The organism is Enterobacter sp. K510 (genome assembly GCF_055804875.1).
Genome location: NZ_JBNRLQ010000008.1, coordinates 249,269 through 267,886, shown reverse-complemented (window position 1 = coordinate 267,886; position 18,618 = coordinate 249,269). Strand labels below are relative to the sequence as shown.

General features: G+C 55.3%; 17 protein-coding genes. 2 read left to right on the top strand and 15 right to left on the bottom strand.

Features of this window, described 5'->3' with window-relative positions; all coding sequences use genetic code 11:
- From ACQUTD_RS15890 to ACQUTD_RS15880, 3 genes are all read right to left on the bottom strand, one after another.
- The coding region (locus ACQUTD_RS15890) for a BigA/YdbA N-terminal beta-barrel domain-containing protein (RefSeq protein ID WP_473385699.1) at positions 1 to 1,170 on the bottom strand (1,170 nt) is incomplete at its 3' end.
- Positions 1,171 to 1,599: 429 nt separating this feature from the next.
- Positions 1,600 to 1,902 carry a stress response protein ElaB gene (gene elaB / locus ACQUTD_RS15885; RefSeq protein ID WP_072569192.1) on the bottom strand — a complete coding sequence of 101 codons (303 nt, stop codon included), beginning with the start codon at positions 1,900 to 1,902 and terminating at the stop codon, positions 1,600 to 1,602.
- 53 nt (positions 1,903 to 1,955) lie between these two features.
- On the bottom strand, positions 1,956 to 2,417 hold the full coding sequence (locus ACQUTD_RS15880) for a GNAT family N-acetyltransferase (protein WP_473277121.1): 462 nt from the start codon (positions 2,415 to 2,417) through the stop codon (positions 1,956 to 1,958).
- 74 nt (positions 2,418 to 2,491) lie between these two features.
- Between ACQUTD_RS15880 and rnz the strand changes: the two genes are divergently transcribed.
- Both rnz and ACQUTD_RS15870 read left to right on the top strand, forming a co-directional pair.
- Positions 2,492 to 3,409, top strand: coding sequence for a ribonuclease Z (rnz, locus tag ACQUTD_RS15875; RefSeq protein ID WP_473277119.1), 918 nt, complete (start codon positions 2,492 to 2,494; stop codon positions 3,407 to 3,409).
- Between the two features lie 75 nt (positions 3,410 to 3,484).
- The gene (locus ACQUTD_RS15870) at positions 3,485 to 4,492 is read left to right on the top strand and encodes a chemotaxis protein CheW (RefSeq protein WP_473277118.1); all 1,008 of its coding nucleotides are present in this window, start codon (positions 3,485 to 3,487) and stop codon (positions 4,490 to 4,492) included.
- 103 nt (positions 4,493 to 4,595) lie between these two features.
- Here the strand turns inward: ACQUTD_RS15870 and ACQUTD_RS15865 are convergent, their stop codons facing one another.
- The 12 genes from ACQUTD_RS15865 to nuoE form a co-directional block, all read right to left on the bottom strand.
- Positions 4,596 to 5,195 carry an HNH endonuclease family protein gene (locus ACQUTD_RS15865; protein WP_473277117.1) on the bottom strand — a complete coding sequence of 200 codons (600 nt, stop codon included), beginning with the start codon at positions 5,193 to 5,195 and terminating at the stop codon, positions 4,596 to 4,598.
- Between the two features lie 10 nt (positions 5,196 to 5,205).
- Complete coding sequence (locus ACQUTD_RS15860) at positions 5,206 to 6,585, bottom strand: AAA family ATPase (RefSeq protein ID WP_473277114.1); 1,380 nt, start codon at positions 6,583 to 6,585, stop codon at positions 5,206 to 5,208.
- A 120-nt stretch (positions 6,586 to 6,705) separates the two neighbouring features.
- Positions 6,706 to 8,163, bottom strand: coding sequence for an NADH-quinone oxidoreductase subunit NuoN (nuoN, locus tag ACQUTD_RS15855; protein ID WP_318362822.1), 1,458 nt, complete (start codon positions 8,161 to 8,163; stop codon positions 6,706 to 6,708).
- Positions 8,164 to 8,169: 6 nt separating this feature from the next.
- Complete coding sequence (nuoM, locus tag ACQUTD_RS15850) at positions 8,170 to 9,699, bottom strand: NADH-quinone oxidoreductase subunit M (protein ID WP_072569197.1); 1,530 nt, start codon at positions 9,697 to 9,699, stop codon at positions 8,170 to 8,172.
- Positions 9,700 to 9,740: 41 nt separating this feature from the next.
- Positions 9,741 to 11,582, bottom strand: a complete 1,842-nt coding sequence (gene nuoL / locus ACQUTD_RS15845; protein WP_473277112.1) for an NADH-quinone oxidoreductase subunit L — start codon at positions 11,580 to 11,582, stop codon at positions 9,741 to 9,743.
- Positions 11,579 to 11,881 (bottom strand): NADH-quinone oxidoreductase subunit NuoK, encoded by a 303-nt coding sequence (nuoK, locus tag ACQUTD_RS15840; protein WP_072569199.1) that lies wholly within the window; start codon positions 11,879 to 11,881, stop codon positions 11,579 to 11,581. Before nuoK ends, nuoL begins: the two co-directional genes overlap by 4 nt.
- Positions 11,878 to 12,429 (bottom strand): NADH-quinone oxidoreductase subunit J, encoded by a 552-nt coding sequence (nuoJ, locus tag ACQUTD_RS15835; RefSeq protein ID WP_318362820.1) that lies wholly within the window; start codon positions 12,427 to 12,429, stop codon positions 11,878 to 11,880. The genes nuoK and nuoJ overlap by 4 nt, the downstream gene beginning before the upstream one ends.
- 11 nt (positions 12,430 to 12,440) lie before the next feature.
- On the bottom strand, positions 12,441 to 12,983 hold the full coding sequence (gene nuoI / locus ACQUTD_RS15830; RefSeq protein WP_072569201.1) for an NADH-quinone oxidoreductase subunit NuoI: 543 nt from the start codon (positions 12,981 to 12,983) through the stop codon (positions 12,441 to 12,443).
- 14 nt (positions 12,984 to 12,997) lie between these two features.
- On the bottom strand, positions 12,998 to 13,975 hold the full coding sequence (gene nuoH, locus ACQUTD_RS15825) for an NADH-quinone oxidoreductase subunit NuoH (RefSeq protein WP_072569202.1): 978 nt from the start codon (positions 13,973 to 13,975) through the stop codon (positions 12,998 to 13,000).
- Positions 13,972 to 16,698: an NADH-quinone oxidoreductase subunit NuoG gene (gene nuoG / locus ACQUTD_RS15820; protein WP_318362819.1), complete on the bottom strand. Its 2,727-nt coding sequence runs from the start codon at positions 16,696 to 16,698 to the stop codon at positions 13,972 to 13,974. The genes nuoH and nuoG overlap by 4 nt, the downstream gene beginning before the upstream one ends.
- Positions 16,699 to 16,783: 85 nt before the next feature.
- On the bottom strand, positions 16,784 to 18,121 hold the full coding sequence (nuoF, locus tag ACQUTD_RS15815) for an NADH-quinone oxidoreductase subunit NuoF (protein ID WP_072569204.1): 1,338 nt from the start codon (positions 18,119 to 18,121) through the stop codon (positions 16,784 to 16,786).
- The gene (nuoE, locus tag ACQUTD_RS15810) at positions 18,118 to 18,618 is read right to left on the bottom strand and encodes an NADH-quinone oxidoreductase subunit NuoE (RefSeq protein ID WP_072569205.1); all 501 of its coding nucleotides are present in this window, start codon (positions 18,616 to 18,618) and stop codon (positions 18,118 to 18,120) included. Before nuoE ends, nuoF begins: the two co-directional genes overlap by 4 nt.

Below are 18,618 nucleotides of genomic sequence, written 5' to 3'. Positions count from 1 at the left end.
TGTGGCATCAGTACCGGTACCATCATTAATCCCGCTGTTGTTGCCGTTGTTATTGATGGTGTTGTCGTTACCGTCAACGTCAGTACCGGTGGAACCTGTGCCATCGCCGGTGTTGTCACCGTTGTTGTCAATGGTGTTGCCATTGCCGTCTACATCGGTGCCGGTGCCGCCATTGGTGCCGCTGTTGTTGCCATCGTTATTGATGTCGTTGGTGTCGCCGTTAACGTCAGTCCCGGTGCCGCCATTGGTGCCGCTGTTATCGCCGCCGTTATCAACGGTATTGCCGTTGCCATCAACATCAGTACCGGTGGAACCTTCGCCGTCGCCGGTATTGGTGCCGTGGTTATCAATAGCGTTGCCGTCACCATCCACTTCGGTGCCGGTGCCGCCATTGGTGCCGCTATTGTTGCCGTTATTATCGATGGTGTTGCCGTCGCCATCGACTTTTGTGCCGGTGCCGCCATCGTTACCGTTGGTGTCGCCGTTATTATTGATGGTGTTATCGTCACCGATGGTAATAGAGCCGTTATTACCCTCGCCTGAGGCCGTGCCGCCGTTTGTATCGATCTTGTTATTGTTGCCTTCATGCCAGTTCACGGCGTCAGTGAAATTGATCTCACCGGTGATATCCAGATACCAGACTTTGCTGCCATCCGCAGAGGTGCCTTTCATAGTGACGGCATTGCTGGCCTCATCCAGAGCCCATTTATCCAGCACAATGGTTTTGCCGGTCGCCGGATCGGTCAGGGTGTAAGTACCGTTCTGATTGGCGGTGTAATTCCAGGTAATGCCCGCAAAGGCCACCGTTTTTTTGGTTTCGTTCCAGGTTACGCCGTTGTTGTAGGTTTTAATAATATCGCCAGTCGGCGTGGAAGAGCCGTCATCCCCGCTATCACCACCATCACCACCGCCGCCACCGCCCGCAGCCAGGCCGACTGCCGCCGCGACAGCGGCCACGCCTCCGGCAACCCATTCCCACTGTTCTTCCAGAAAAGAGGGCTCTTTAAGGCATTCAGGAGGCAGTTTTGCTTTTTGGGCTTCGCTCAGCGCGCTGATATTTGCCGGACACGCCTGCGACTTGCGTTCTTTTTCGCTCAGATCTGTTCCGGCATAACTATTGCCGCTCAGCGCCATCGCTATACAGAGGGATAATACGGATTTTTTTTGCATGATGAATATTCCTTATTCAACAAGAGTCAATATCAACAATGTCAGACGGACACGATAGCGTCGTCAGGAGAGAACATTAAATACAATTTTCGCCGGTTTTATAGGGTAAAGTTGATTTTTATTCAAGGACAATTTAATTAAAAGAATATTAATTAAGGATAACCGATTGAATTAGTTAGAATTGAATTTGGAGGAAAATCTTAGGCAATTTTATTCATTTTGTGAAACACATTCACTCAAAAAATATAAAAAAGCAAAAACCATTCACCAAGATAATAAATTAAGCCATGAGAATATTTATTTTTATGCGGAGATGTCTTTTATTAATATATCCATTAATAAATAAGATTAAACTTATAAGACAGGTAAAACAAAACAGCCTCCTGAACAGGAGGCTGCTAACATTAGCGAACTAATGTGAAAAATTAATTAGCGGCGCAGTAGCAGACCCAGCACCAGGCCTGCAGCAGCACCAATACCTACGCCCTGCCACGGTTTTTCATGCACGTAATCATCTGCACGGTAGGCAACCTGCTTGGCGCGCATGTAGTAGTTGTCGGAAGCCTGGCTCACGCGGGACTTCACGTCGTGCAGCGCTTGTTCGGCGCGTGCTTTCAGTTCGATATATTTCTGGTCAGCAGGATCGCCGGAGGAACGTAACACCTCTTCCAGCGTTTCGCTCAGCAGGGTCAGGTCGTCGTCAACGCGTGTTTCTGTGAATTGGTTAGTCATTTGTTTTCTCCATGTTTTGCACTGGTTTGCTAACTATAGTCAATGACCTGCGGTTACGCCTGGCGAACTTCCCGCGCCATACCGATGTGCGGGATACCGTCTTCGTCATAAATATCGGTCACCGGCCGGAAGCCAAAATGGGCATAGAAAGATTGCAAATGTGCCTGCGCACCCAGATATATCGCGCGCTGCGGCCAGTTTTGCTGACAACTGGCAACCGCCCGATCCATCAGCTGATAACCCAGTTTCTCCCCCCTGACCTGTGGGCTGACGATGACCCGGCCAATCACTACCGGGGCGAAATCATCCTCATTTTTCAGAATCCTCGCATACGCCACCAGCTGGTTATCACGCCAGCCAAGCAGATGGCGGTTCTCACCGATCAGATCTTCACCGTCTACATCCTGATAGACGCAGTTTTGCTCCACCACAAAGACTTCGCAGCGTAATTTGAGTAATTCGTAAAGCGCGCTGACGCTCAGTTCGCTGTGGTGCAGATCTTGCCAGTGGATCATGGTGCTCTCCTTAATTGATTCGCCTCTCGCTATACTAATGGCTTTTCATCTTCCGGAAAGGGCGTAACGCACATATGGAACTTCTCTTTCTTGGCACCTCGGCGGGGGTGCCGTCGCGCTCACGAAACGTTAGCGCGCTGTTGTTGAACCTGCAACACCCAACGCAGCCCGCGCTGTGGCTGTTTGACTGCGGCGAAGGTACACAGCATCAACTGATGAAAACCCCGTATCATCCCGGCAAGATTGAGAAAATTTTTCTTACTCATCTGCATGGCGATCACCTGTTTGGCCTGCCGGGGCTGATTTGCAGCCGTTCGATGGCAGGCATTACTCAACCGCTGACGGTATACGGCCCGAAAGGGATCCGCGAGTTTATTGAAACCACGCTGCGTCTGAGCGGCACCTGGACGGATTACCCGCTGAGCGTTGTTGAGATAAGCGCAGGCGAAGTCATTGATGACGGGTTACGCCGCGTGACCGCTTATCCGCTGGATCATCCGCTGGAATGTTACGGCTACCGTATCGAAGAGCATAATAAGCCCGGCGCGCTGGATGCCCGTGCGCTTCGGGATGCAGGCGTCGCGCCCGGCCCGCTGTTTCAGCGTCTGAAAGCCGGAGAAAGGGTAACGCTGGATGACGGGCGTGTGATCGACGGCCAGGACTATCTCTCCCCCGCCACGCCGGGTAAAAAGCTGGCGATTTTTGGCGATACCGCCCCCTGCCCCGCCGCGCGCGACCTGGCGCAGGATGTGGATCTGATGGTGCATGAAACCACGCTGGAGGCGGCAATGGAGGCAAAAGCCAACAGCCGTGGTCACAGCTCCACGCGTCAGGCGGCGCAGCTGGCCCGTGACGCCAATGCCGGACGGCTGGTGATGACGCATATCAGTTCACGCTACGACGCCGTCAGCAGCCAGAAGCTGGTGGAGGAATGCCGGGCCATCTTCCCCGAGAGTATTCTGGCTGAAGATTTCGTTGTCATCACAGTTTGATGTAAAACGTTCCTCCATTTTTCCCCCGGCGTGCCGATAACAGTGTTAACGCACGCATTCCACTCCGAGGGCACGATGGATAGTTTCCAGAAAGATATTGATGACAGGGCTAATCTTACCCTGTCCAACCGCTTTGAGCTTTTGCTGTTCCGTCTTGGCGCGTCGGTGCATGACGCGAAGTCAGAGCTCTTTGGCATAAACGTTTTCAAACTGCGTGAAATTGTGCCCATGCCCACCTTCACCCGCCCTGCCGGGATGAAGCCGCCGATGATGGGAATGGTGAATATCCGCGATCAAATCATTCCGGTGATTGATTTGACGGCGGTGGCGGGCTGCAAACCCACTACCGGACTGAATATTCTGCTCATCACCGAGTACGCCCGTAGCGTACAGGCGTTTGCCGTCGAGTCAGTGGAGAACATTATTCGTCTGGACTGGAAACAGGTGCACACGGCTGAGAAGGCCGTTAATGGTCGCTACATCACCAGTATCGCCTGTCTCGACGATGAGCAGGATTCCAATAATCTGGCGCTGGTGCTGGACGTTGAGCAGATCCTTTATGACATTACGCCGCCGGACCACGATCTGCATGCCAAAAATCTGGAGAACACTAAAAAGTTCAATATGAAGCCGGGCGCGGTGGCCATTGTCGCCGAAGATTCCAAAGTGGCGCGCGCCATGCTGGAAAAAGGCCTGGAATCCATGAACATTCCGAACACCATGCACATCACCGGTAAAGATGCGTGGGAGCGCATTCAGGTGCTGGCGCAGCAGGCGGAAGCGGAAGGCGTGCCGATTAGCGATAAGATTTCGATGGTGCTGACCGACCTGGAAATGCCGGAAATGGACGGCTTCACCCTGACGCGCAAAATCAAAACCGATGAGCGTCTGAAGCATATTCCGGTGGTGATCCACTCGTCTCTGTCCGGCAGCGCGAACGAAGATCATGTGCGTAAAGTGCAGGCCGATGGCTACGTCGCGAAGTTTGAAATCAACGAGCTTTCCTCGGTGATCCAGGAAGTGCTGGACCGCGCCACGCAACACGTCAGCGGGCCGCTGATTAGCCATAAGCAGTTTGTGTAAGATGAATGGTTGCCGGGTGGCGCGATGCTTACCCGGCCTACAATGCGACCAGGCCCGGCAAGCTTGCGCCGCCGGGCAATGTCCAGGTCTGATAATAGTTTTTTCAGCTATCCATTAAAAAATAGCGATAGCTGAAGTCATCAAGGACATCCTTATCTTTATCACGCTGCAAATAACGTTTTAGCTCTTGCTTGCGAACGGCGGGTCGCTGATCAACATTGAGGCCATAGAGCTTAATAGTTCGTTCTGCCCGATATTGATTCGCTGCGGAAGCCAGAGGGTTGGGTAATAATTCACCAGTTACATAATCGACCATAAAATAATCATTGAAAACGTACCCTTCTTCATCAGCAATCAGTAAGGCATCTTCATACTGCTCACCTTTTTCGCTCTGGCAGCGATCGCAGCAAGGATATAAGTTCTCCCACTGGTAAGCCACGCGGTGAAATTCCGTTCTACTTTTCGGACGAAAATGCTCTACGGTTTCGCGACTCATTACGCCTAAATGTCCTCCATCGCAAAACGCACAGTGCCCTTTAGTCATGGCGGTCAGCTTCTTGCGCGTTTCGTCATAGCGAAAATCAGCATACCAGGTGAAATTGTATTTGGGATTTTGCTGTTTTGACTGCTCGTAGCGCAGCCCTAATATTTCCCAACAATTTTTTAAATAATCAGGGCATTCCGGCCGTAAAAAAGGATACATAATGAAGCCCTTATTTTTTAGCCAGCAACCGCGCCATCTGCCGCAATTCCATACTTACCAGCGTTGTCAGCTCCTCGCTTTTAACACTTAGCGTTTGCGCCAGCGCCATCACGCACGTGTCATCCCGAGGATTAAGCAGATGCAGCCTGATGGCCTCTTTAAACCTGCTAAGTTGCTGCTCCGTTTCGACGTCAAATTCCTCTTCCACATCGAATATTTCAGCCAGGATCAGTTGATAACTTTTCCCTGCGCCCGATTTCACCGCCTGCACATTCTCTGGAACACTCGCATCACGACAGATATTTCGCTGTGGCTCAGGCAGACGATAGACAAAAGCATCCTCTACCGACCCAACGACGAAGGGTGAATGCGTTGAAACAAAAACCTGTGCGTTAGGCAGAAGTTTTTGGATCGCAGGAAGAATTCGCCGCTGCCATTTTGGATGCAGATGGATATCAACTTCATCCAGGAAAAGAATGATTGGTTGAGAGAAAATATCGCGCGGTTCTTTCCAGGGGATCGCTTCGAGGCGTAATGCCATATCCGCAATCCAGCTAATAATCGATTTAAGTCCTTCCGGAAGCGTATCAAGGCTGACCCGTTCGCCATTAAGCCCCACTTTTACTTCCAGCGGATTACGTTGCAGATGAAACGTGAGGCCAAGCTGACAAATATCATTCACAAAATCAGTGATACGCTTTATCGCGGCATCAAATTGCTCCGCCTCTTCCTTTGCGTAATCAGCTTTCGCCAACGCTGCCTGAGTGCGGTTATTAGCAATCCACTGCGCCAGCAACTGAGGCCGAACAGTTTTATCGAAAGAAAGCGCATTTTCAAATGGGGATTGTGTGATGTTTTGGATGGCAGAAAAAACATAGCCAGCCTGAGATGCGCGACTACCTGAATAAGCCAGAGCAACATAATCGAATGTTTTAGTGGTTACGCTCTGATTTGGAGTCAAATAGGGTTTGTTTTTCCAAATCATACTTTCGCTCATGTCTTGTATGCTAAAATAGTAAGTATCACTATTAATTAACAAATTTGATGATTTTTCGTCTGGATTAACACCATATCCTCCAGCAACTCCATAGAAACGAAAATCAACTTTACTGCTAATACCGTGATAACGCTTTCTGACCAACGCATCGCCACTGTGTTGGTCAGGGTTCAAAATACCCGCCAACGCATACAACACGGTACTTTTACCGCAACCGTTCGGCCCGGTGAAAATATGAATTTCCGCTTTTTTTGCATCCTCATACTCACTGGCTATGCGTGGAAAATCAAAATGCGTATGTTCAAATACGCCAATATCTCGCAGCGTGATGCTCTCTATCCTGTAAGGCTGACGCATGGTTGATCCCTGAAATGATTTAACGATTTTCAGCATATTACACCCCATGCGCCGAAAGCTGTCATTAGCGGCTCAACTATGCGTAGCACTACGCAATTTACAAAATACAAAAAAAAACCGCCGAATCATCGGCGGTTTTTTTATGGGCTAACGCGCTTACATCAGCGGCTTCGCGAGCTGCACGATGTCGATCAGCGGCTGCGGGTAGACGCCTAACAGCAGCACCAGCAACGCGGAGATCAGCACCACGATACCGCCTGCGCTGTACTGCCAGTTAGACGGCGCATCGCGGTTCAGCTGCTGCGGGGCGTTCAGATACAGGCTCACGGCCACGCGCAGGTAGTAGTAAAGACCAATCGCAGAGCCGAGCACAACGGCAGCGGTCAGCCACCACAGGTTCGCCTGCACACCGACGGCCAGCACGTAGAACTTACCGATAAAGCCGAGGGTCATCGGGATACCCGCCAGCGACAGCATCATCACCGTCATCACCGCAGACAGAACCGGACGGTGCCAGAACAGACCACGATAGGAGTACAGGGAATCCGCGTCCGGGCCACGGTACGGGCTGGACATCAGGCTCACCACGCCGAACGCGCCGAGGCTGCTGAACAGGTAACCGGCCAGATACACGCCCACCGTTTCCATCGACATCTGACCGCTTTGCAGCGCAATCAGCGCCACCAGCAGGTAGCCGAGGTGTGAGATAGAGGAGTAACCCAGCAGACGCTTGATATTGCTCTGGCTCAGCGCCATCAGGTTGCCGAAGATGATGGAAGCCGCGGCGATAATACCCAGCACCATGCGAACCGCTTCGCTGTCGCCCACCGGCGCATACAGGAACAGACGCATCACCACGCCAAAGATGGCAATTTTGCTGGCGGTTGCCAGGAAGGTGGAAACCGGAGCAGGCGCACCCTGGTAAACGTCTGGCGTCCACAGATGGAACGGCACCAGCGACAGCTTGAAGCCCAGACCGACGATCATCATACCCAGACCCGCCAGCAGCAGCGGCTGGTGCAGCATGCCGTCACCCAGGCTCTTACCGAGGCCAGGGAACGACAGGTTGCCCGTCTGCGCATATACCAGTGCGATGCCGAACAGCAGGAACGACGAGGCGGCGGCAGACAGAATGGTGTATTTGATACTGGCTTCCAGCGAGCGTTTCTGACGGAAGGCATAACCTACCAGGCCGAACAGCGGCAGCGAGATAAGCTCGATACCGAGGAACAGCGAAGCCATATGGTTAGCGTTCGCCAGCAGAATGCCACCCAGGGCGGCAATCAGCACCAGCAGGTAAAACTCTTCTTTGTTGTCGTAGTAGCCCTCAAGCCACGGATACGCGAAGGTACAGGTTGCGAGGCTCGCCAGCAGCACAAGGCCGGTGTAGAACATTGCATAACCGTCTACGCGCATCAGCGGCGTGACATCCATGGCGCCCGCCTGGCCAACAAACCAGAGCGACACTAACGCGGCGTTAAGCCCAATGACCGACAGCGTGGCATTGGTAAAGTGGTTGCGTCGCCACGCAATGGAGAGCATCACAACCACCACCGTCAATCCGACGATCAGCAGCGGTAGCAGCGCAATCAGGTGTTGTGGAGTTATTGTCATGGCGATTTACGGCCTTGTAGTAGAAACGGAATTAACAAACCACTGCTGGATATTGCTCATCGCAGAATGCGAGGTATCCAGAATCGGCTGCGGATAGAAGCCAAGCAGTACCAGAAGCACGACCAGCAACAGAATGATAAACAGCTCGCGCAGTGACATTCCCGGCAGTTCTTTACTTGCGATCTCGCTCTTCGCCTGACCGAAGAAGGCGCGGTGCAGCATCGCCAGCGAGTAAACTGACGCGAAGACCAGACCGAAGGTCGAAATCACAGTGATCACCGGCACAACCTGATAGCTGCCGAACAGGATCATGAATTCACCGACGAAGTTACCGGTGCCCGGCATCCCGAGAGTCGCCACGGCAAAGAACATCGACAGCGCTGGCAGCCATTTAATTTTGCTCCACAGGCCGCCCATCATGCGCATATCACGGGTATGCAGACGTTCGTACATCTGACCGCAGATAATAAACATACCGGCGGCAGACAGACCGTGCGCAATCATCTGGATCACCGCGCCCTGGAACGCCAGCTGGCTACCGGTATAGATCGCGATCAGCACGAAGCCCATGTGCGAAACGGAGGTGTAAGCAATCAGACGTTTGATGTCGGTCTGTGCGAATGCCATCCATGCGCCGTAGAAGATGCCAATCACACCCAGCCACATGGCAATGGGGGCGAACTCAGCGGAGGCGTTCGGGAACAGCGGCAGCGAGAAGCGCAGCAGACCGTAGGCCGCGGTTTTCAGCAGGATCCCCGCCAGGTCAACAGAACCTGCGGTTGGCGCCTGGGAGTGCGCGTCCGGCAACCAGCCGTGCAGCGGTACTACCGGCATTTTCACCGCGAAGGCAATGAAGAAGCCCAGCATCAGCAGATATTCAACGCCATGGGACATCGGCGTCTTAAGCAGCTGCTCGTAGCTGAAGGTCCAGACGCCGGTCGCATTGTAGTGCACGAACACCAGCGCCAGGATGGCGATCAACATCACCAGACCGCTCGCCTGGGTATAGATGAAGAACTTGGTCGCGGCAGTGATACGCGTCTTCCCGTCGGAGGCTTTATGGCCCCACAGTGCGATCAGGAAGTACATCGGCACCAGCATCATTTCCCAGAAAAAGAAGAACAGGAACATGTCGATGGCAAGGAACACGCCGATAACGCCGCCCAGGATCCACATCAGGTTCAGATGGAAGAAGCCCTGATATTTCTCGATTTCGCGCCAGGAGCAGAGTACCGCCAGCACGCCGAGGAATCCGGTCAGCACCACCATCAGCAGTGACAGGCCATCCAGCGCCAGGTGAATGCTGATGCCAAAGCGTGGGATCCACGGCAGCAGGAATTCAGACTGCCACTGCGGTAAACCAGCCGATTGGGTCAGAGAGTAGCCGCCCTGCAACCACAGTTGCAGGGAAAGCGCCAGCGTCAGTCCCATTGTGACCAGCGCGATCCAGCGCGGCATCTTCACGCCGAAGCGTTCGGTCTGCCAGCACAGGAAGCCGCCAATAAACGGGATAAGTATTAACCAGGGTAATAACATAGCTGCGTATGTCCCTTATATTCTAAACACTTCACAAAAAATCAACGCAATACCATCAACAGCGCGAGGACGACCACCGCACCGATGCTCATGGATGCCACATACCAGCGCAGATAGCCGTTCTCGCTAAACAGCAGACCTTTACCCGCCAGGCGGGAGAGGATTGCCGGGATGTTCATCAACGCATTCAGCGGGTCACGCTTGATAAGCCAGGCGATACCCAGGAATGGTTTTACGAAAATTTTGTCATACAGCCAGTCGAAGCCCCAGGCGTTGTACCACCAGGTCCCCAGCAGGCGGCCCGGCGCGCTGTTGGCGATTGAGGTCACCAGAGTGCGCTTACCAAGCCACAGCCAGGCGGCAATCAGTATCCCGGCAATGGCGATCACGCCCGATGCGATTTCCAGCGTCATCACGCTGCCATGCTCAAGCTCGGTGGTTTCCGGCAGAACACCCTGCAACGGCGGCACGATCATCGCGCCCACAAAGGTGGAGAGCACCAGCAGAACAATCAGCGGCAGATGGTGGGTGATGCCCTTCCCTGCGTGTGCGTGAATTTGTTCTTTACCGTGGAAGACGATGAAAATCATGCGGAAGGTATACAGCGAGGTCATAAATGCGCCCGCCAGGCCTGCCACCATCAGATTCATGTGTCCGTTCGCCATGGCACCCGCGAGGATTTCATCCTTACTGAAGAAGCCTGCGGTGATCAGCGGCAGTGCGGAAAGCGCCGCGCCACCCACCAGGAAGCAGACATACACCAGCGGGATAGACTTACGCAGGCCGCCCATTTTGAAGATGTTCTGCTCATGGTGGCAGGCAAGGATCACCGAACCGGATGAGAGGAAGAGCAGCGCTTTAAAGAACGCATGGGTCATCAGATGGAAAATCGCCGCATCCCACGCCTGTACGCCGAGCGCCAGGAACATGTAGCCAATCTGGCTCATGGTGGAGTACGCGAGTACGCGTTTGATGTCCGTCTGCACCAGCGCGGCAAAGCCTGCCATCACCAGGGTAACAGCACCGACAATCCCCACCAGATGCAGGATTTCCGGAGTCATCAGGAACAGACCGTGCGTACGGGCAATCAGGTAGACACCGGCGGTAACCATGGTTGCGGCGTGGATCAGCGCGGAAACCGGGGTCGGACCCGCCATCGCGTCTGCAAGCCAGGTCTGCAACGGCAGCTGTGCCGATTTACCGACCGCACCGCCCAGCAGCATCAGCGTCGCCCAGGTCAGCATATTATTGCCAGCCTCGAAGTGCGCCGGTGCCAGTTCCACCATCTCGCGGAAGTTGAGCGTACCCAGTTCGTTATAAAGAATGAACAGCGCGAAGGCCAGGAACACGTCACCGACGCGGGTCACCACGAAGGCTTTCATCGCCGCCGCGCCATTCTTCGGATCGGTGTAGTAGAAACCGATCAGCAGATAGGAGCACAGGCCCACGCCTTCCCAGCCGAGATACATCAGCAGCAGGTTGTCCGCCAGTACCAGCACCACCATGCTCGCGATGAACAGGTTGGTGTAGGCGAAGAAGCGGGAGTAACCCTCTTCACCGCGCATGTACCAGGAGGCAAACATGTGGATCAGGAAGCCAACGCCGGTTACCACGGAGAGCATGGTCAGCGACAGACCATCCAGCACCAGGTTAAAGCCGATGTTGAAATCGCCCACCGACATCCAGGTCCACAACGGCTGGCTGTAGGCCTGTTGACCGTTATTAAAGAAGTCGAAGCCGACAATGGCGGTCACCAGCGCCGCCAGACCGACTGAACCCATTCCAACCGCGGCGGAGAGGTTTTCCGACCAGCGACCGCGCGAGAAGGAGAGCAGTAAAAAGCCAATCAATGGCAAAATAATGGTTAAGGCAAGCATGTTCATCCACGCAACTCACTTACTGAATCGATATTCAGGCTCTGGCGACGGCGATGCAGTTGCAGTAACAGCGCAAGACCAATACTGGCTTCTGCTGCCGCAAGGCTGATGGCGAGGATATACATCACCTGACCATCGGTCTGGCCCCAGTAGCTACCGGCGACGACAAAAGCCAGTGCCGCCGCGTTAATCATGATTTCCAGCCCAATCAGCATAAACAGCAGATTGCGTCGGATAACCAGACCGGTCAGACCGAGTACAAACAGTATCGCGGCGAGGATCAGTCCATGTTGTAAGGGGATCATGCGTGCTCCTCCGTTTTTCTTTTCGCATCGCCAGGACGGTTGCTGAGCACTTCGCCCGCGCGTTCTTCACGACCCACGTGGAAGGCGACGACCAGACCCGCCAGCAGCAGCATGGACGCCAGTTCAACCGCCAGAACGTATGGCCCGAACAGGGTAATGCCCACCGCTTTCGCGCTGATTGGCGTCCCGTCGATGCCCTGGTCGTTGACGCCGAGAATGGCGTAGATCATCACCGCCAGCAGGATGGCTGACAACGCGCCAGGGCCAATCCAGATTTGCGGTTTCAGCCACTGACGTTCCTGCTCGATTTCAGCGCCGCCGAGGTTCAGCATCATCACCACGAATACGAACAGCACCATAATGGCCCCGGCGTAGACGATGATTTCCAGGGCGCCCGCAAAATAGGCGCCTAAGGAGAAGAAGACCCCGGCAATCGCCAGCAGGGAGATAATCAGGTACAGCAGCGCATGCACCGGATTGGTGTGGGTTATCACCCGCAGCGTCGTCAGGATGGCAACCAGGCCACAGATATAAAAAGCGAACTCCATTGCCCCTCTCCTTACGGTAACAGGCCTTTGACGTCGATAGGTTTGGCTTCGTTTTCCGCTTCACCTTTATCTTTGCCGTCGATTGCCATACCTGCCATCCGGTAGTAGTTATATTCCGGGTATTTGCCCGGACCGGAGATCAGCAGATCCTCTTTTTCGTAGACCAAATCCTGACGCTTGAACTCGCCAAGCTCGAAGTCCGGCGTTAACTGGATCGCCGTTGTCGGGCAGGCCTCTTCGCACATGCCGCAGAAAATGCAGCGTGAGAAGTTAATGCGGAAAAACTCCGGATACCAGCGGCCGTCTTTCGTCTCTGCTTTTTGCAGAGAGATACAGCCAACCGGACAGGCAACCGCACACAGGTTACAGGCTACGCAGCGCTCAGCGCCGTCCGGATCGCGCGTCAGCACGATACGGCCACGGTAACGGGGGGCCAGATAAACCGGCTCTTCCGGGTACATACGCGTTTCGCGTTTGGCGAACGCGTGCAGGCCGATCATCCAGATACTGCGAACCTGGGTGCCGAAGCCCACAATTATTTCTTTTAAAGTCATGGTCTTTTCACCCCTTATTGCGCCTGCCAGAGAATGACAGCCGCGGTGCCCAGCAAGTTGAGTAGCGTCAGCGGCAGGCAAACTTTCCAGCCGAAGGACATCACCTGGTCATAACGCGGACGAGGCAATGCTGCGCGGATCAAAATGAACATCATCATGAAGAACGCGGTTTTCAGTGCGAACCAGATGAAGGGCGGTAAGAACGGGCCATGCCAGCCACCGAAGAACAGGGTAACCATCAGCGCGGAAATGGTGACGATACCGATGTACTCGCCCACAAAGAACAGACCGAATTTCATACCGGAATATTCAATGTGATAACCGTCGGCCAGTTCCTGCTCGGCTTCCGGCTGGTCAAACGGGTGACGGTGACACACTGCCACGCCCGCGATAGCAAAGGTGATAAACCCGAAGAACTGCGGGATCACGTTCCAGATGTCGGCCTGGTTGTTGACGATATCGGTCATATTAAATGAACCGGCCTGCGCCACCACGCCCATCAGCGAGAGGCCGAGGAACACTTCGTAGCTCAGGGTTTGCGCAGATGCACGCATCGCACCGAGCAGCGAGTATTTGTTGTTGCTCGACCAGCCTGCGAACAGCACCGCGTAAACCGCAAGGCCTGCCATCATCAGGAAGAACAGGATGCCGATGTTCAGATCCGCCACCACCCACGACGGGCTGACCGGCACAATAGCAAAGGCCAGCAGCAGCGAGGTGAAGGCGATCATCGGGGCCAGGGTGAAAATCACGCGGTCAGTGAATTTCGGTACCCAGTCCTCTTTAAAGAACATTTTGATCATGTCCGCGACCAGCTGGAGTGAGCCACCCCAGCCTACGCGGTTCGGTCCGTAACGGTTCTGGAACAGGCCCAGCAGGCGGCGTTCACCGAAACTCATGAACGCGCCGCAGGTCACCACAACCAGCAGAATAACCACCGCTTTGAGAATGCTGAGCAGGATGTCAATCAACTCCGGGGTAAACCAACTCATTGCTGTGCCTCCTGCAGATCCTCAACGCGTGCGCCTGCCAGTACCGGCGCGATGCCCGGCATACCCATCGGCAAGCCGACCTGCCCTGCCGTCAGTCCTTCAGAAATCACCAGCGGTAAGCTGACCGTCTGACCTTCATAACTGAAGGCAAGTTTCGCACCGGCATTCACGCCCAGTTTCGCGGCGTCTGCCGGATTGAGCGCAATGTACGGCTGCGGCATACGTTGCTGGAAGACCGGTGAACGCTGGGACATTTCGTCACTGCCGAACAGATGGTAGTAAGGCGCTACACGCCATTTCCCCTCTTCCGCCTGGAAACCAGCCGGTACGTGATCGAAATAATCCAGCGCGCTGTCAGAGGCTTCGATCAGACGTACGCCCGGATCGCCATGACGCAGTTTGCCGCCCACTTCGGCCTGGAACTTGTTCCATGCCTGCGGGGAGTTCCAGCCCGGCGCCCAGGCAAACGGAATTTGCGAGCGCGGCGCGGATGGCTGGTTGTTCCCTTCCATAGAGAAGGCAAACATAGTGTCTTTGTCCTGCGGCTGACGCGGTTCATGCACGCTGATGTTGGCGCGCATGGCGGTACGGCCACTGTAACGATGCGGTTCACGGGCCAGTTTCTGACCACGAATGCGGAAGCTGGCATCCGGCGCGGCATCTTTAATACCGGCCAGCTGCGGCAGCGCCGCAACTGCGGCGTCGATCACGTGATCGAGCTGCGTCCAGTCCACTTCGCGGCTCTGCACGGTGCTGTGCAGCGAGTGCAGCCAGCGCCAGCTTTCCAGCATGATGGCGTTGCGGTCGTAGTAAGACGGATCGTAAACCTGGAAGAAACGCTGTGCGCGGCCTTCGTTGTTGATCACCGTACCGTCGCTTTCGGCGAAGCTGGCGGTAGAGAGCACCAGGTGCGCTTTGTCCATGATCGCCGTGCGCTGATGGTCGATAACCATCACCAGCGGCGCGCGGGAGAGCGCGGCGTCAACGCGGGCGGCAGAAGCATGACGGTGCAGATCGTTTTCCAGGATCACCACCGCATCAGCACGACCGGTTTCCAGTTCGGTCAGGGCGTCGTCCAGCGAGCCGCCGCCGATCATACCGAGGCCGACGCTGTTCACTGCGCGGGCAATCATGGTCACGCCGACGTCTGCGCCACGGCCTTTCAGCGCTTTGGCGACGTTAGCGGCGGCCTGAATAACCGCCGTGCTGCCGGCGTTAGTACCGGAGATAATCAGCGGTTTTTTCGCGCTGGCCAGCGCCGAGACGATCACGTCGATCTTGTTTTGCAGATCGCGATCGATGCCTTCAACGGCCGGTGCGCTGGCGTCGAGCGCGTTCGCAATGGCAAAGCCCAAACGCGCCTGATCTTCAACCGGCGCGCGATAGGTCCAGGCGGCGATGTCGTCCATACGGGTGCTGTCAACGTTGGTGACAAACAGCGGGTGTTTGGCACGCTGACCGATGTTGAGGATAGCGGCGATCTGCCAGTCCGCGACTTTCTGCGCGGCGGCCATTTCACGGGCTTTCCCTTTCACGGCCTGGCGGACAGCCAGCGCGACGCGCGCGCCTGTCTGGGTAATGTCTTCGCCCAGCACCAGCACGGCATCGTAGGATTCGATGTCACGCAGCGCCGGGGTATGAATGCCGCTTTCGCGCAGCACTTTCAGCATCAGCTCCAGACGTTCCTGCTCGCCGCTGGCGATACCGGTATAGAAGTTTTCCGCTCCTACCAGTTCACGCAGCGCAAAGTTGCTTTCCACGCTGGCGCGCGGGGAACCGATACCGATCACTTTCTTCGACTGGCGCAGAATATCCGCCGCGCCCTGCATCGCCTGTTCAGCGTTGAGGGTGATCAGATCGTCGCCACGACGCTGAACCGGCTGACGCGGACGGTCTTTCAGGTTCACATAGCCATAGCCAAAACGACCACGGTCGCAGAGGAAGTAGTGGTTAACGGTACCGTTGTAACGGTTTTCGATGCGACGCAGCTCGCCGTAACGCTCACCCGGGCTGGTGTTACAGCCGAGGGAACACTGCTGGCAGATGCTCGGCGCAAACTGCATGTCCCATTTACGGTTATAACGCTCGGAGTGCGTTTTATCGGTGAACACGCCGGTCGGGCAGATTTCCACCAGGTTGCCGGAGAATTCGCTTTCCAGCACGCCGTCTTCCGGGCGACCGAAATAGACGTTGTCGTGCGCACCGTACACACCCAGGTCGGTGCCGTCAGCATAGTCTTTGTAGTAACGCACGCAGCGGTAGCAGGCGATGCAGCGGTTCATTTCATGGGAGATGAACGGCCCCAGATCCTGGTTGCGGTGGGTACGCTTGGTGAAACGGTAGCGACGGAAGCTGTGACCGGTCATTACGGTCATATCCTGAAGGTGGCAGTTACCGCCCTCTTCACAGACCGGGCAGTCGTGCGGGTGGTTAGTCATTAACCACTCCACCACGCTTTCGCGGAACTGTTTCGCTTCTGCGTCGTCAATAGAGATAAAGGTGTTATCGGTAGCCGGTGTCATACAGGACATGACCAGGCGGCCGCGCGTGTCTTCCGCGTTCTGATACTGCTTCACCGCACACTGGCGGCAAGCACCCACGCTACCCAGCGCCGGATGCCAGCAAAAATACGGAATATCAAGACCTAACGAGAGACATGCCTGTAGCAGGTTGTCCGCCCCGTTGACCTCGTAATCTTTGCCGTCTACATGGATCGTAGCCATTAGCATGCTTCCAAATTAAAAAAATCGTTACCACTTCCTCATTCAGGCTGCCTCTGCGTTGGCTGCCTGGATGAACTTGTGGGCTTCACCAGCGGGCTTTCAACAGGTTCGGCTGAATACCGTTGATTGCATGGGTATTGCTGAACGGCTGTTTGATGCCAGCTTCGAATTCTTCGCGGAAATATTTAATCGCGCTTTGCAGCGGTTCAACCGCGCCCGGCGCGTGTGCGCAGAAGGTTTTACCCGGCCCGAGGAAACGACACAGTTGCTCAAGTGTCTCGATATCCCCTGGCTGGCCTTCGCCACGCTCAATGGCACGCAGAATTTTCACGCTCCATGGCAGACCATCGCGGCACGGCGTACACCAGCCACAGGACTCACGGGCAAAGAACTCTTCCAGGTTACGCACCAGGCCAACCATGCCGATCTCGTGATCCACCGCCATCGCCAGCGCCGTACCTAAACGGCTGCCCGCTTTGCCGATGCTTTCGAATTCCATTGGCAGATCGAGATGCGCTTCGGTTAAGAAGTCAGTTCCCGCGCCGCCCGGCTGCCAGGCTTTGAATTTCAGGCCATCGCGCATGCCGCCCGCGTAATCTTCGAGGATTTCACGCGCGGTGGTGCCGAACGGTAGTTCCCACACGCCCGGATTTTTCACGCGGCCGGAGAAGCCCATCAGTTTGGTGCCGGCATCTTTGCTGGTCGAGATGCCCTGATACCACTCCACGCCGTTCGCGAGGATCGCCGGTACGTTACACAGCGTTTCAACGTTGTTAACGCAGGTCGGTTTACCCCATACGCCGGAACTTGCCGGGAACGGCGGCTTGGAACGCGGGTTCGCGCGGCGGCCTTCAAGGGAGTTAATCAGGGCGGTTTCTTCACCGCAAATGTAACGCCCTGCCCCGGTGTGCACGAAAAGTTCGAAGTCAAATCCGCTGCCCAGGATGTTTTTACCAAGCAGACCGGCTTCGGTCGCTTCGGCAATCGCACGGCGCAAGTGCACGGCTGCTTCGATGTATTCGCCACGCAGGAAGATATAGCCACGGTATGCTTTCAGCGCGAACGCGGAAATGAGCATGCCTTCCACCAGCAGGTGCGGCAGTTGCTCCATCAGCAGGCGGTCTTTATAGGTGCCCGGCTCCATTTCATCGGCGTTACACAGCAGGTAACGGATGTTCATGGATTCGTCTTTCGGCATCAGGCTCCACTTAAGACCGGTGGAGAAGCCCGCGCCGCCGCGTCCTTTCAAACCTGAGTCTTTTACGGCGTTAACGATATCGTCCGGCGCCATGCCGGTCAGCGCTTTACGCGCCCCTTCATAGCCATTTTTGCTCTGGTATTCTTCAAGCCATACCGGCTGTTTGTCATCGCGCAGACGCCAGGTCAGCGGATGGGTTTCGGGAGTACGGATAATGTTTTTCATTTATACCGCTCCAGCAGCTCAGGGATCGCCTCCGGCGTCAGATGGCTGTGAGTATCCTCATCAATCATCATGCTCGGGCCTTTGTCGCAGTTACCCAGGCAGCAGGTCGGCAGCAGCGTGAAGCGACCGTCGAAGGTCGTCTGCCCCGGCTTGATATTGAGCTTCTGCTCAATCGCCGACTGAATGCCCTGATAGCCGGTGATGTGACACACTACGCTGTCGCAGTAGCGGATCACATGGCGGCCAACCGGTTGACGGAAGATCTGGCTGTAGAACGTCGCCACGCCTTCCACGTCACTTGCCGGAATATCCAGCACCTCTGCGATCGCATAGATCGCGCCATCCGGCACCCAGCCACGCTGTTTCTGAACGATTTTCAGCGCTTCAATGGACGCCGCACGCGGGTCTTCGTAGTGGTGCTTCTCGTGCTCAATGGCATCGCGCTCGAGGGCACTCAGCTCGAAAGCCTCGGTCTGTGGTTGTTGATTCTCGTGCAT

Excerpts from the sequence above, each read along its gene's own strand:
- elaB (WP_072569192.1), bottom strand. The coding sequence starts at position 1,902 with ATGACTAACCAATTCACAGAAACACGCGTTGACGACGACCTGACCCTG.
- ACQUTD_RS15880 (WP_473277121.1), bottom strand. The coding sequence starts at position 2,417 with ATGATCCACTGGCAAGATCTGCACCACAGCGAACTGAGCGTCAGCGCG.
- rnz (WP_473277119.1), top strand. The coding sequence starts at position 2,492 with ATGGAACTTCTCTTTCTTGGCACCTCGGCGGGGGTGCCGTCGCGCTCA.
- ACQUTD_RS15870 (WP_473277118.1), top strand. The coding sequence starts at position 3,485 with ATGGATAGTTTCCAGAAAGATATTGATGACAGGGCTAATCTTACCCTG.
- ACQUTD_RS15865 (WP_473277117.1), bottom strand. The coding sequence starts at position 5,195 with ATGTATCCTTTTTTACGGCCGGAATGCCCTGATTATTTAAAAAATTGT.
- ACQUTD_RS15860 (WP_473277114.1), bottom strand. The coding sequence starts at position 6,585 with ATGCTGAAAATCGTTAAATCATTTCAGGGATCAACCATGCGTCAGCCT.
- nuoN (WP_318362822.1), bottom strand. The coding sequence starts at position 8,163 with ATGACAATAACTCCACAACACCTGATTGCGCTGCTACCGCTGCTGATC.
- nuoM (WP_072569197.1), bottom strand. The coding sequence starts at position 9,699 with ATGTTATTACCCTGGTTAATACTTATCCCGTTTATTGGCGGCTTCCTG.
- nuoL (WP_473277112.1), bottom strand. The coding sequence starts at position 11,582 with ATGAACATGCTTGCCTTAACCATTATTTTGCCATTGATTGGCTTTTTA.
- nuoK (WP_072569199.1), bottom strand. The coding sequence starts at position 11,881 with ATGATCCCCTTACAACATGGACTGATCCTCGCCGCGATACTGTTTGTA.
- nuoJ (WP_318362820.1), bottom strand. The coding sequence starts at position 12,429 with ATGGAGTTCGCTTTTTATATCTGTGGCCTGGTTGCCATCCTGACGACG.
- nuoI (WP_072569201.1), bottom strand. The coding sequence starts at position 12,983 with ATGACTTTAAAAGAAATAATTGTGGGCTTCGGCACCCAGGTTCGCAGT.
- nuoH (WP_072569202.1), bottom strand. The coding sequence starts at position 13,975 with ATGAGTTGGTTTACCCCGGAGTTGATTGACATCCTGCTCAGCATTCTC.
- nuoG (WP_318362819.1), bottom strand. The coding sequence starts at position 16,698 with ATGGCTACGATCCATGTAGACGGCAAAGATTACGAGGTCAACGGGGCG.
- nuoF (WP_072569204.1), bottom strand. The coding sequence starts at position 18,121 with ATGAAAAACATTATCCGTACTCCCGAAACCCATCCGCTGACCTGGCGT.
- nuoE (WP_072569205.1), bottom strand. The coding sequence starts at position 18,618 with ATGCACGAGAATCAACAACCACAGACCGAGGCTTTCGAGCTGAGTGCC.